This window comes from Microbacterium oxydans (assembly GCF_000956405.1).
In the GTDB taxonomy this organism is placed as follows: domain Bacteria; phylum Actinomycetota; class Actinomycetes; order Actinomycetales; family Microbacteriaceae; genus Microbacterium; species Microbacterium oxydans_C.
The window spans coordinates 75,512-87,778 of the sequence record NZ_JYIV01000021.1; the positions used below are offsets into that span (position 1 = coordinate 75,512).

Here is a 12,267-nt window from a genome sequence, read left to right on the forward strand (position 1 = left end):
ATGGAGGCGGCACATGGCGCTGCGTGTGGGCGTGATCGGCGGAGGACAGCTGGCACGGATGATGATTGCTCCGGCGGTCGAGCTCGGACTCGAGCTGAGAGTGCTCGCCGAGGACGAGGGGATGTCCGCCGGGCTCGCAGCCACGGCAGTCGGCGATTACCGCGATCTGGAGACCGTGCGTGCGTTCGCGGCCGATGTCGATGTCGTCACCTTCGATCATGAGCACGTTCCGCAGGATGTGCTCCGGCAGCTGGTCGACGGGGGCGTCGTCGTGCACCCCGGACCCGACGCGCTCCAGTACGCCCAGGACAAGATCGTGATGCGCAAGCGCCTCGCGGAGCTCGGGGTGCCCCAGCCGGAGTGGGCCGCTGTGCGCGCCGAGTCGGAACTCCAGGCCTTCCTGGACGAGCACGGAGGCGCCGGCGTCGTGAAGACGCCGCGCGGCGGATATGACGGCAAGGGAGTGCGCGTCGTGCGTGCGGCCTCGGAGGCGCAGGACTGGCTGGCGTCGCTCGCCGACGGGGATGCGCTGCTCGTCGAGGAGCTCGTCCCGTTCGTGCGTGAACTCGCCCAGCAGGTGGCGCGTCGCGCAGGTGGCGAGATCGTCGCGTATCCGGTGGTCGAGACGGTGCAGCGTGATGGCGTCTGCGCCGAGGTCATCGCTCCGGCTCCCGCTGCGACTGAGCGACTCGCGGAGGTCGCCGAGGGTATCGGTCGCTCCATCGCCGAGGGACTCGGGGTGACCGGGATGCTCGCGGTCGAGCTGTTCGAGACCGACGATGAGCGGATCCTCGTGAACGAGCTCGCGATGCGTCCGCACAACAGCGGGCACTGGAGCCAGGACGGGGCCGTCACCGGTCAATTCGAACAGCACCTGCGGGCGGTCGCCGATCTTCCGCTCGGGAGCACCGCACCGCGGGCGCCGTGGTCTGTCATGGTGAACATCCTCGGAGGACCGGTCGAAGGAACCATCGGCGAGCGGTTCGGTGCGGCGATGGCTGAGCACCCGCAGGCGAAGATCCACACGTACGGGAAGGCTCCGAGGCCCGGACGCAAGGTCGGTCACGTGAACGTCGCAGACGTCGACCTCGACGATGCGGTCTATGTCGCGCGCGCCGTCGCCGCCCACTTCGACTGAACAGGGACACGCGTCCCTTCTCGCGGAAACATGCGGGGTGACAGGTGTGCCGTTCGGGGAATCTCACAGCGGCAGACCGTACCCTGATCTGGTGACTGAGCCACTGCACTCCTCCGCCGCCCCTCTGGTCGGCGTCGTGATGGGATCCGACTCCGACTGGCGCGTGATGAGCGACGCTTCTCAGGCGCTCACGGACTTCGGTGTTCCACATGAGGTCGAGGTGGTCTCGGCGCACCGCACTCCGGACAAGCTCATGTCCTACGCGCGCGACGCACGGGCCCGAGGCATCCGCGTCATCATCGCGGGAGCCGGGGGAGCAGCTCATCTTCCGGGGATGCTCGCCTCGATGACACCGCTCCCGGTAGTCGGGGTGCCTGTGCCTCTCGCCTTCCTCGACGGCATGGACTCGCTCCTGTCGATCGTGCAGATGCCCGCGGGGATACCCGTGGCGACCGTCTCCATCGGAGGCGCCCGCAATGCCGGACTGCTCGCCGCGCGCATCCTCGGGACATCGGATGCCGCTCTTGCGGATCGCGTCGAGGAGTATGCGCGTGACCTCGAGGCGCAGGTCGAGGAGAAGAACGAACGGCTGAAGGGCTCGCTGTGACCCTTGCGCCCCCGCGCGCATCGCAGCGCCCGCTCATCGAGACCCGGCCGCTGCGGCACCCGGATTCCGCCGATCAGGGGGTGATGGCCAAGCGCGGGTGGTGGCTGGTCGCCCTCAATCTGCTCGTTCCCGGCTCCGCGCAGGTCGTGGCCGGCAACCGACGACTCGGCAGATTCGGCCTCGGTGCCACGCTCCTGTCCTGGGCTCTCGCGATCGTCGCGTTGGGGTTGGCGCTCTTCGCGCGTCCCGTTCTGTTGTGGCTCACGATCGGTGGCGGATTCTTCTCCGCCGTCGTCCTCACGATCGTCCAGGTGCTGCTCGTCGGCTACGTCGTGCTCTGGGTGGTGCTGACCTTCGACACGTTGCGAATGGTGCGGCTCGTCAAACTGCCGGCCACGTCACGGCTCGCGATCCCCGTCGTCGCGCTGGTCCTCCTGGGACTCGTGGGCGGCGGGGCGGCGTACGCGGCCACAGCAGTGGGATCCGTGCGCAACACGATCGGCTCGATCTTCGGTCAGAGCGGGCCGAGCGTCGCACCCAGCGACGGCTACTACAACATCCTCCTGCTCGGAGCGGACAGCGGTGACGGTCGTGACTCGATGCGCTTCGACAGCATCTCGGTGGTCTCGGTGAACGCCGACACCGGTGCCGTGACGATCACCGGCATCCCGCGAGAACTCCCGAATGCACCGTTCAGCGACGGCAGCCCGATGCAGGAGCTGTATCCCAACGGTTTCGAGGGGCATGGCTCGTCGACCTGCGGCTGGAACGGGTGGATGAACCACGTGCGCAATGCCGCGGAAGTCTGCCGGGAGGACGGGGGCAAGGGACTCTACCCCGATGCGGTCGCCAACGGCTCGGAACCGGGCATCGAGGCGACGAAGGACGCCGCAGAGGGCGTTCTCGGTATCGAGATCCCGTACTACGTGTTCGTCGACATGCATGGTTTCGCCGAGCTCGTGGACTCGCTGGGCGGGGTGGACATCAACGTCACGGAGCGGCTGCCCAAGGGCGGACCGCCCGAGGGGTGGTCGGGCAGCGATGTGAACGAGTGGGCTATCGGATGGATCGAGCCCGGCCAGCAGCACATGGACGGCGACACCGCGCAGTGGTACGCCCGCTCGAGGTACACCACCAGCGACTGGGACCGGATGAAGCGCCAGCGGGAGCTGCAGGAGGCCATCCTCGCGCAGTTCACCCCGCAGACCGTGCTCACCCGCTTCAACGAGGTGGCTGCGGCGGGAACCGCTCTGATCAGCACCGACCTTCCCTCCGACAAGCTGCCGGAGTTCTTCGATCTGATGCTCAAGGCGAAGGAGCAGCCGGTCACGACGATCGAGCTCACACCTGAATCGGGCGTGGACGAGCACCAACCGGACTATGGGTTCATCCGCGACATGATCCAGCAGAAGCTCCACCCGCCGACGGAGACGCCGACGCCCGAGCCGTGATCGGGTCCCTGGCGAGGCGCCCGGACCCTCTGGCGGAAGTCGGGAAAGAGCCCGAGTCGCAAGTGACCTGGTTCCGGGGGAGTGAAGGCGCGACAAAGCCCACGGCTGGTCTCCCGAGGGAGAGCAGCCGTGGGCTTCCGGCGGCTTTCCACCGGATGCACCAGACGACGGTGATCGGAGGGGGAGGGATCACCGTCGTCCAGTCGACCGCCGCGCGAAGCGGCAGCCGAACCTAGGCGCGCTTGCGGCGCGAGGCTCCCACCGCGACGAGGGCTCCGCCGGCAACGAGAGCTGCTGCTCCGCCGCCGAGGACCCACGGCGACACGTCGCCGCCGGTCAGAGCCAGTTCGATGCCGCCGCCTGTCAGCGGAAGCTCGGAGCCGGCTGCTGCGACGCCGGGATCGTGGTCGCAGCTGGTCGCCGCGTCGTGTCCGTGCGACACGGTGATGGTCGCCGTGTACGAGCGCGAGCCGTTGAAGGCGACGGCGTAAGAGCCTTCGCCGTCGGACGGCGGACGGAACGTGAGCGTCAGGCTCCCGTCAGCGGCGGCGGTGTTGCCCGAGATCGCCGCCTTCGAGGCGTTGTAGCCGGACACCGACACGTTGACGTTCTCGGACGGAACGAAGTAGCCGGGACCGAACACGATCGTCGACGCTTCACAGATGTCGATGATGGGGTCGCCGACCTTCGCGCCCGGAGGCGTCGGATAGGAATCGGACGACGCGACAGGTGCAGTCGGCGCAGCGGTGGCCACGGTGGGCGCGACGAAGACGAGCGCGCCGGCGGCAAGGCTGATGGCAGCCAGTTTCTTCAGCATGATTTCTCCCCAGAATTTCACGCGGAATCGCCTTTGGACACACCCCTGCGCCCAACTGCGTGGTGTCTTCCTGCCCCCACGGCAGGATCACGGACACCAGATATTCCCCAGTGAGACGACGATACCCTATCGGGAGGCGAAAGTCACGAAGCGCATCGCAGCGGCTCCCGTGTCGTGTCAGGGGTGTCGACGAGCGGGGTGTGCACCACCTCGGTGAGCCTGTGTCCCGCGCCGCTTCCCTGGAACTCGACCGTGATCGTCGTCGACTCGCCCGGCGCGAGCGATACCTCGTGCTGAACGGTCGAGCGATCGCCGATCATCGCGGTCTGCACGCCTTCCTCCGCACCGTCGCGGTCGATGTGGGAAGGTGTCGCGCCCTCCGGACCGTACACGGCGATCAGAGTCCGTACCGTGCCGGCGGGCAGGCCGTAGAAGCCATCGGCCGTGACGTAGGCGGGCAGCGAGGTGGCGGCGTCGGCGGGTGCGGTGTTGGTCCACGTCACCCGCACCTGCGTGGTCGGCTCTCCCCGGCAGATCCCCACAGACGTCGAGAAGGAGGCTCTGGTGTAGTAGTCCATCTTCCCGCCGGTCGTGTCGTTCATCAGAACCCCGACGTATGTCGCATCATCCGTGTCCTCGGGAATGGTGCCGCCGAGGTCGGAGTCCGCGAGCAGGGTCTCCTCGTCCTCGTGCGCACTCCAGATGCGGATGCGTCCTTCTTCGGCGGAGTCCGCGAGAGCTCCGAGCAGCGCGCGCGGGTCGGCACCGGAGAGAGCGGCGCCGAACAGTGCCCCCGCTGCCTGGGCGAAGATCTGGTCCTGCGCCGCAGGATCGGGAACCGCCGCGTAGATCTGTGAGAGAAGAATGTCGGTGACGTTGTCCGAGCTCGCCGTGAACGGTCCGAAGGTGAGATCGCCGGTGGCCGCGATCAGATGCTTCGCGACAATGGCGTCGACGGCGATGACTCCGTCGACGGTTCCGCCGAAACGACCCTGCCAGCGGGTGGCGATCGCCGCTCCGGCTTCGCGGAAGTCGGGGATGCTGGTGATGTTCTGCAGATAGCGGCCGGGTCGATCCTCGAACAGAGCAGTCGTGGACTCGCTCAGCGGCAGGGCGGTGTCGAGCGGCGGGAAGTCGAGCGTCGACGCCTGGGTCTCGAGCGTGATCCTCCCACCCTCGGCGCGCAGAAGAGCGATGGACCCGATGATCCCCCCTGACGAGCGCAGCTCCGCGTTGTTCTGCATCGCGAGTACGTAGGTGCGCGGCCCGTCACCCCCGAGCATCGTCGGCAACAGCACAGCGGCACCGTGCAGCGAGCCGACGACCGTTGCTGCTTCGGTGACGGAGGAGCGCATCGTGCGGATGGCATCGGCGAGCGGAGGGAGCGTCGCGTCGGCATCGATGCGACGTGTCTTCTGCTCTGCGTCGCTGAGCGCCGAGTCGGCGGAACCCAGCGGGGCTGCGATCTCTGCGAACGGCGTGAGGTCGATGGCGCCGCCGGTGAAGCCGAGGCTCGCCAGATTGAAATCCGCCGCCACATCGAGGAGGGGGCTCAGAGCGTCCGACGCCACGTCATCGGCGATCTCGGCGATGTCGCCGACGGCTCGGAAGTTGGGGCCGATCCACGGCAGAGCGCCGAAAGCCTGCCACACAGGGTCGGATGTCAGGCCGTGCGCGGACTCCGCGTTGTGGGCGATGCTCCTGGCGAGGGGTTTCGCCCCGTCGAGGTCGCCGGCCGCGATCGCTGCCTTCAGCTGCGAGCCGCCTTTCGCGACCTTCTGGAGGTCGTTGACCGCGCCGATCCCTCGGATGGCGACCCAGCCAACCGCGATCACGAGCAGGGCCAACAGAACGCCGACGGTCCACCCGACCCATCGGCGCCGGACGGGAAGTCGACCATCGCTCACTCGAGCATTCAAGCATGAACCGCGGCCGCGATGTACGGCGCAAACTGTGCGAACGCTGATATTCGCGCGGCACGGGCGGTGCGCTCCCTCGGGGGGACGCATCCCGAGGATAGCCTGTGGACATGGGTGCTCGGCTGCGTGTTGTTCTGGATCAACTCGTGAGCGTCGTCGATGCCGATCACGCCGCGGCAGCGGTCGGACTCACCTCCGGTCTGGTGGCGACAGCGCCGTCCGGGTGCGTCGTGGACGCGATCGTCCCGGCGGGCGCCGCCGTGCCGGTGGCGGGGGTCGGAGACGTGCGGACCCTCGGAATGGGGCGCCGCGAACTCGCCGCAGCCTGGCAGCTCGGAATCGCCCCCGGCATCGGAGGCGGACTCATCCATTCGCCGACGCTGATGGCGCCGCTCGTGCGACACGATCGCGTGCACGACAACGATCAGACCACCGTCACTCTGTGGGATCTGCGCGCCTGGGATGCTCCGGAGTCGCTGCCGAGAGGTGCCGTCGCCTGGCAGCGCGGCATGCTGAGGCGCGCCGTGAGGCACGCCGACGCGGTGGTGGTGCCCTCACACGCGGTCGCCGAGCGCCTGTCGGAGCTGGCGAAGATCGGTGACCGCATACGTGTGATCGCGGGCGCACCGCCACTCGGATTCGGTCGCACGGGCGATGAGTCCGTCCGCCGCGCTGCTCTGTCCCTTCCCGAGGAGTATCTGGTGCTCACCGGATCCATCTCCGAGACGGCCGAAGGCTTCCGCGGAGCGGTGGCCGCTGGTCTCGACGCCGTGGTCATCGATGCGGCAGAGGGATCGGAGCCGCGTTACGTCGAGGTGGCATCGGCATCCGGCCTCCCCGAGCGCCGCGTGCATGTGCGGGGAGCCCTCTCTATCCAAGACCGTGCCGCTGTCCTGTCGGGTGCATCCGCGTATGTGGCCGCCGACACGACGGCAGGCTGGCCGTGGCGTGCGGTGGAGGCGATGACGCTCGGGATCCCGGTGGTGGCCGTGGACAGCGGTTCGCATCGCGACGTCATCGCCGACGGCGGGCTGCTCGTTCCCGCCGAGGGGATCCCGGACGCAGTCGGCGAGGCCGCCGGGGGAGCGGCGGAACGCCTGGCGGTGCTCGCCTCAGACAGGTCCAGGGCTTTCTCCTGGTCGAGCTCGGCCGAGAGGCTGTGGAGCCTGCATGCAGACCTCTGATCGCTGAGAGCCACCTGCGCATACGGGCGACACGCCGAAAAGTTGTGGCGCAAAGCGTGTAACAGTGGCATCATCCCGCAACTTCCGTCACACTGGTCACATGTCTCGACGTGCCCCACGCTCGCGAAACAACATGAGGCTCCCCCGACTCCTCGCCTGTTTCCTCGCTGTCTCCGCCCTGGTCCTCGGCACCGTGGTCCCCGCCACCGCTGCCTCCGCTTCCATGTCTGCGAGCGCTCCTACGACATCGCGGGCGATGTCCGATCCCGTGTCGACCGGGATTGCCAAGACCACGCTGGTGGGATTCAACGCCGGCAACATCATCAGTGACGCCGTGTTCACGAACAAGAGCACGATGACCGAAGCGCAGATCCAGGCGTTCTTCAACAGCAAGGTGGCTCGGTGCCAGGGGGGCAGAGACGAGAACAACGAGCCGATCGTGTGCATCAAGGACTTCACGATGAACACGGTCACACGCCCGGCAGATGCGTACTGCAGCGGATACTCCGGCCAGGCGAACGAATCAGCGGCTCGAATCATCTATCGGGTCGCGCAGGCCTGCAACATCAACCCGCAGGTTCTGATCGTGATGCTGCAGAAAGAGCAGGGACTCGTCACCCACACGTGGCCGAGTGCGTGGCGGTACCGGATCGCCCTGGGACAGGGGTGCCCTGATACGGCACCCTGCGATCCGAATTACATCGGCTTCTTCCACCAGATCTACGGCGCGGCCCGCCAGATGCAGATCTACATGGAAGGCAAGTGGTTCCAGTGGTACGCGCCGGGCAAGACCTGGAACATCCTGTACAACCCCAACGCGAACTGCGGCAGCTCGCCGGTCTACATCGCCAACAAGGCGACCTCGGCGCTCTACTACTACACCCCTTACCAGCCCAACGCTGCGGCGCTCAACGCCGGATACGGAACGGGCGATGGGTGCTCCGCCTACGGAAACCGCAACTTCTACAACTACTTCACCGACTGGTTCGGCTCGACGCAAGCAGCGGTGAACAACCCGTTCGGAAACATCGAAGCCATCCAGGCTGTCCCAGGTCAGTTCCGGGTGGCCGGTTGGGTCGTCGATCGCGACACGACCGAGCCCTTGGCGGTACACGTATACGTCGGGAGCGCAAGCACAGCGCACCTCGCGGACTTGGAGCGTCCAGATGTAGCCGCCGCATACCCCGGCACCGGCTCAAGGCACGGATTCGATGTCACGGTCCCTGCTGTGGGACCAGGCGCAACGAACATCTGCGTGTATGCGATGAACGCCGGCCCGGGCGCGAATGTCCTACTCGGGTGCCAGGAAGTCGCGGCGATGAGTGGTTCTCCCAGCGGATACATCGACAGTGTCACGGCCGTCAACGGTGGAGTCCAGGTGAAAGGCTGGGCGATCGACCCCGACTCCGCCGGTCCGACGTCTGTCCATGTCTACGTCGACTCCGCAAGCGTTGCGTTCTCGGCAGACAAGCCGCGCCCTGATCTTGTGCCCCACTTCCCTCAATACGGAGCGAATCACGGGTTCGAAGCAAAGGTCGACGCCGCACCCGGGCCACGTCGGGTCTGCGTCTATGCGATCAACGTCGGGCCCGGGGCTCCAGTAAGTCTGGGATGTCAGGATGTGACGGTGAGCTCCGGCATCGTCGACCTCAATCGCGCGCCGATCGGGAGCCTGGAGTCCGTGACGGTGGACGGCGCGAAGGCCACGGTCTCGGGGTGGGCGATCGATCCCGACACGTCCAGCTCGATCGACGTTCATCTCTACGTCGGATCGAACGGAAAGGCGATTCGCGCGGATAAGGACCGGCCGGATATCGGAGCGTCGCATCCGGGTTACGGAAATCGGCACGGATTCTCCGAGCAGGTGGACCTTCCTGTCGGCACGTCGAATGTGTGCGCGTATGGGATCAATACCGGTGCCGGAGGTCATACTCTTCTCGGCTGCAAGAGCGTCACCGTCGCCCCGCCGATCGTCGACAACGGCCGGGTGCCGTTCGGCGTTTTCGATAGCGCGACGGCAAGCGCCGGGGCAGTGAATGTCAGCGGGTGGGCGATCGATCCGGACACCACACAGCCGATCCCCGTGCATATCTACGTCGATTCCGCAAGCAAGGCCTACGTCGCGGACAAGGCTCGTCCGGATGTCGCTGCAGCCTACCCGGGAACGGGAACCAACCGCGGATTCGCGGAGCGGATCGAAGTCGCGCCGGGGCAGCACAACGTCTGCGTGTACGCGATCAACACCGGTCCAGGAGGACACGCATTCCTCGGTTGCCGATCCGTGACGGTCTTCGCGCCGATCGTAGACCGCGGGCGCCCGCCATTCGGCAACTTCGAGGCGGTCGTCGTGTCGCCCGGCGGTGCCACGGTCGCGGGGTGGGCGATCGACCCCGATACGACAGATCCGATCCAGGTCCACATCTACGTGGACTCCTCGAGTGCGGCCTACCTGGCCGACAAGCAACGGCCGGATGTCGGCGCTTCGTACGGGCTAGGCAATGCGCACGGTTTCAGCGAGTTCATCCCGATGGCAGCCGGAGTGCATCAGGTGTGCGTGTACGCGATCAACAACGGCGCGGGTGGACACACGTTCCTCTCCTGCCGGTCGATCACGGTCCCCTAGAACCGCCGAACAGACTGATGGAGCCCCTCGCGCGACGCGCGAGGGGCTCCATCTGTTGCATCAGGACAAGTAATCGACGAGAGCTTCTCGCACCGCGCGTGGAGAGTACCCGGCAGCCTTGAGCTTTGCGATACTCAAGCGGCTGTTACGCGGACGTGGTGCCACGGGGTCAACGGCGGATGCGAAGTACGCCTCCGTCGTGACACCGGTGATGCGTGCCGGGTCGTAGCCCGTCAGCTCGAAGACGAGACGAGCGACATCCGCCCAGGACTGCGCCTCTCCGTCGTTCGTGACGTTGTAGACGCCGAAGGGAGCCTCGCTCGTGAGCAGATGACGGATGGCTCCGGCGAGCTCCGTTGTGAACGTCAGGCGTCCGATCTGGTCATCGACGACCTGGGGATCGATGCCGCGCTCGGCGAGCGACGCCATGGTCCGGACGAAGTTCTTTCCTTCGCCGATCACCCAGGATGTGCGGATGATGTAGTGCCGGGGAACGGTAGCCACGATCGCATCGCCGGCCGCCTTGGTCTGACCGTACACGCCGAGCGGCCGGACCTCGTCCGCCTCCGTGTACTCGTCAGGATTCGAACCATCGAACACGTAATCGCTTGACACGTGGACGAGCGTGATGCCGTTCTCGTTCGCGATTCTCGAGAGCGCTGTGATTCCCGTCACATTTGCGGCCCAGGCCAGCGCACGTCCGTCCGGAGTCTCTGCGGCGTCGACAGCGGTGTACGCGGCGGCGTTGATGATCGTCGCGTAGTCGCGCCAACGGCGAGTATCGGTGAACGACGGGTCGGAGAGGTCCAACCCCGCGCGGTCGACGTACTCGTACTCCGTGGCGTCGCCGAGAAGATCACGGAGTGCGCGCCCGAGCTGGCCGTTGGCGCCGATGACGAGGGTCTTCTTCGGCGCGATCGGTGTGACATCGGCGAGGCGCGGGCTGGCAAGATCCTTCGGTGAGATCTCTACGTCGGACAGCGGGATGGGCCAGTCGATTCGAACCGTTTCATCAGCGAGATTGAGGAACGAGTACTCCGCGTCCGCTGACCAGTGGTCGTTGACGAGGTACACGTAGGCGGTGTCGGCTTCGAGGGTCTGGTAGGAGTTGCCGACGCCACGAGGCACGAAGATCGCGCGTGAGGGGTCGAGTTCGGCTGTGAAGACGGCGCCGAAGGAAGGGCCCTCGCGCAGGTCCACCCACGCGCCGAAGATGCGACCGGATGCCACGGAGACCCACTTGTCCCAGGGCTCGGCATGGATGCCGCGCGTCGTGCCGATTGCGTCGTTGAAGGAGACGTTGTTCTGCACGGGGCCGAAGTCCGGCAGGCCCGCAGCGATCATCTTTTCGCGCTGCCAGTTCTCCTTGAACCAGCCTCGGGAGTCGCCGTGAACCGGTAGCTCGGCGATGAGTAGTCCCGGGATCGCCGTTTCCGCGATCGTGAGCGCCTTGCCGAACTCTGTCATCACTGCCCCTTGGACGCGTAGAAGGACTCGGTGGCGTCCTTGGACGGGGCCCACCACGCCTCGTTGTCGCGATACCAGGCGATGGTCGAGGCGAGTCCGGATTCGAAGTCGCCGTAAGTCGGAGTCCAGCCGAGCTCAGTGCGAAGCTTCGTCGAGTCGATAGCGTACCTCAGGTCGTGGCCGGCGCGATCGGTGACGTGATCGTACGCGTCCGCGGGCTGACCCATCTCGGTGAGGATGAGTTCGACGACGGACTTGTTGTCCTTCTCGCCATCCGCGCCGATCAGGTAAGTCTCGCCGATGTTTCCCTTGTCGAGGATCGTGAGCACAGCGGAGGAATGGTCGTCGGCGTGGATCCAGTCCCGGACGTTCAAACCTGCACCGTAGAGCTTCGGGCGGATACCGCGGATCACATTCGTGATCTGACGGGGGATGAACTTCTCCACGTGCTGGTAGGGACCGTAGTTGTTCGAGCAGTTCGAGATGGTCGCTCGCACACCGAACGAACGCACCCACGCCCGGACGAGCAGATCGCTGCCGGCCTTTGTCGACGAGTACGGCGAAGACGGGTTGTACGGCGTCTGCTCGGTGAAGCGCTCGGGGTCGTCGAGCTCGAGGTCGCCGTAGACCTCGTCGGTGGAGATGTGGTGGAAGCGGCGATCGTGGCGTCGTGCGGCCTCGAGCAGCGTGTAAGTGCCGATGATGTTGGTGTCGAGGAACGGCCGCGGGTCGTGGAGTGAGTTGTCGTTGTGAGACTCGGCGGCGTAGTGGACGACCGAATCGACGTCGGCGAACAGATCGTCGACGAGTTCCGCGTCGGCGATGTCGCCGACGACGAGACGAACCCGATCGGCGGGCAGGCCTTCGAGCGAGGCACGGTTACCCGCGTAGGTGAGCTTGTCGAGAACGGTGACATGGGCATCGGTGTTCTCGATGACGTGGTGCACAAAATTCGAACCGATGAATCCGGCGCCGCCGGTAACGAGCAGTCTCTGCATGCACTCAAGCGTAGCGGGCAGGTCTCCCTGCGCTCAGGGCGTTTGTCCAGGCGAGCCCGATCG

The 12,267-nt window shown here is 66.3% G+C and carries 9 protein-coding genes; 5 read left to right on the top strand and 4 right to left on the bottom strand.

Features of this window, described 5'->3' with window-relative positions; genetic code table 11:
* The first annotated feature begins 13 nt into the window (after nucleotides 1-13).
* The 3 genes from RN51_RS05865 to RN51_RS05875 all read left to right on the top strand — a co-directional run bounded on the left by RN51_RS05865 (nucleotide 14) and on the right by RN51_RS05875 (nucleotide 3,196).
* On the top strand, nucleotides 14-1,138 hold the full coding sequence (locus tag RN51_RS05865) for a 5-(carboxyamino)imidazole ribonucleotide synthase (protein WP_045263119.1): 1,125 nt from the start codon (nucleotides 14-16) through the stop codon (nucleotides 1,136-1,138).
* 139 nt (nucleotides 1,139-1,277) lie between these two features.
* Nucleotides 1,278-1,745 (top strand): 5-(carboxyamino)imidazole ribonucleotide mutase, encoded by a 468-nt coding sequence (gene purE, locus RN51_RS05870; protein ID WP_045263173.1) that lies wholly within the window; start codon nucleotides 1,278-1,280, stop codon nucleotides 1,743-1,745.
* Nucleotides 1,742-3,196: an LCP family protein gene (locus RN51_RS05875; protein WP_045263120.1), complete on the top strand. Its 1,455-nt coding sequence runs from the start codon at nucleotides 1,742-1,744 to the stop codon at nucleotides 3,194-3,196. Before purE ends, RN51_RS05875 begins: the two co-directional genes overlap by 4 nt.
* A 232-nt stretch (nucleotides 3,197-3,428) precedes the next feature.
* Here the strand turns inward: RN51_RS05875 and RN51_RS05880 are convergent, their stop codons facing one another.
* Nucleotides 3,429-4,013, bottom strand: coding sequence for a hypothetical protein (locus tag RN51_RS05880; protein WP_045263121.1), 585 nt, complete (start codon nucleotides 4,011-4,013; stop codon nucleotides 3,429-3,431).
* A 143-nt stretch (nucleotides 4,014-4,156) separates the two neighbouring features.
* Entirely contained in the window at nucleotides 4,157-5,920 is a 1,764-nt protein-coding gene (locus RN51_RS05885) for a DUF4012 domain-containing protein (protein WP_052674606.1), read from the bottom strand.
* Nucleotides 5,921-6,042: 122 nt separating this feature from the next.
* On the opposite strand from RN51_RS05885, the gene RN51_RS05890 reads away from it, so the two are divergent.
* Together RN51_RS05890 and RN51_RS05895 are read left to right on the top strand one after the other, a co-directional pair.
* The gene (locus RN51_RS05890; RefSeq protein ID WP_045263123.1) at nucleotides 6,043-7,116 is read left to right on the top strand and encodes a glycosyltransferase; all 1,074 of its coding nucleotides are present in this window, start codon (nucleotides 6,043-6,045) and stop codon (nucleotides 7,114-7,116) included.
* A 133-nt stretch (nucleotides 7,117-7,249) separates the two neighbouring features.
* Nucleotides 7,250-9,739, top strand: a complete 2,490-nt coding sequence (locus RN51_RS05895) for a hypothetical protein (RefSeq protein WP_052674607.1) — start codon at nucleotides 7,250-7,252, stop codon at nucleotides 9,737-9,739.
* Between the two features lie 60 nt (nucleotides 9,740-9,799).
* On the opposite strand, the gene RN51_RS05900 is transcribed toward RN51_RS05895, so the two are convergent.
* The gene (locus tag RN51_RS05900) at nucleotides 9,800-11,206 is read right to left on the bottom strand and encodes a sugar nucleotide-binding protein (protein WP_045263125.1); all 1,407 of its coding nucleotides are present in this window, start codon (nucleotides 11,204-11,206) and stop codon (nucleotides 9,800-9,802) included.
* Nucleotides 11,206-12,204 carry a dTDP-glucose 4,6-dehydratase gene (gene rfbB / locus RN51_RS05905; protein WP_045263126.1) on the bottom strand — a complete coding sequence of 333 codons (999 nt, stop codon included), beginning with the start codon at nucleotides 12,202-12,204 and terminating at the stop codon, nucleotides 11,206-11,208. Before rfbB ends, RN51_RS05900 begins: the two co-directional genes overlap by 1 nt.
* Nucleotides 12,205-12,267: the final 63 nt, after the last annotated feature.

Excerpts from the sequence above, each read along its gene's own strand:
- purE (WP_045263173.1), top strand. The coding sequence starts at position 1,278 with ATGGGATCCGACTCCGACTGGCGCGTGATGAGCGACGCTTCTCAGGCG.
- RN51_RS05880 (WP_045263121.1), bottom strand. The coding sequence starts at position 4,013 with ATGCTGAAGAAACTGGCTGCCATCAGCCTTGCCGCCGGCGCGCTCGTC.
- RN51_RS05900 (WP_045263125.1), bottom strand. The coding sequence starts at position 11,206 with ATGACAGAGTTCGGCAAGGCGCTCACGATCGCGGAAACGGCGATCCCG.
- RN51_RS05865 (WP_045263119.1), top strand. The coding sequence starts at position 14 with ATGGCGCTGCGTGTGGGCGTGATCGGCGGAGGACAGCTGGCACGGATG.
- RN51_RS05890 (WP_045263123.1), top strand. The coding sequence starts at position 6,043 with ATGGGTGCTCGGCTGCGTGTTGTTCTGGATCAACTCGTGAGCGTCGTC.
- rfbB (WP_045263126.1), bottom strand. The coding sequence starts at position 12,204 with ATGCAGAGACTGCTCGTTACCGGCGGCGCCGGATTCATCGGTTCGAAT.
- RN51_RS05895 (WP_052674607.1), top strand. The coding sequence starts at position 7,250 with ATGAGGCTCCCCCGACTCCTCGCCTGTTTCCTCGCTGTCTCCGCCCTG.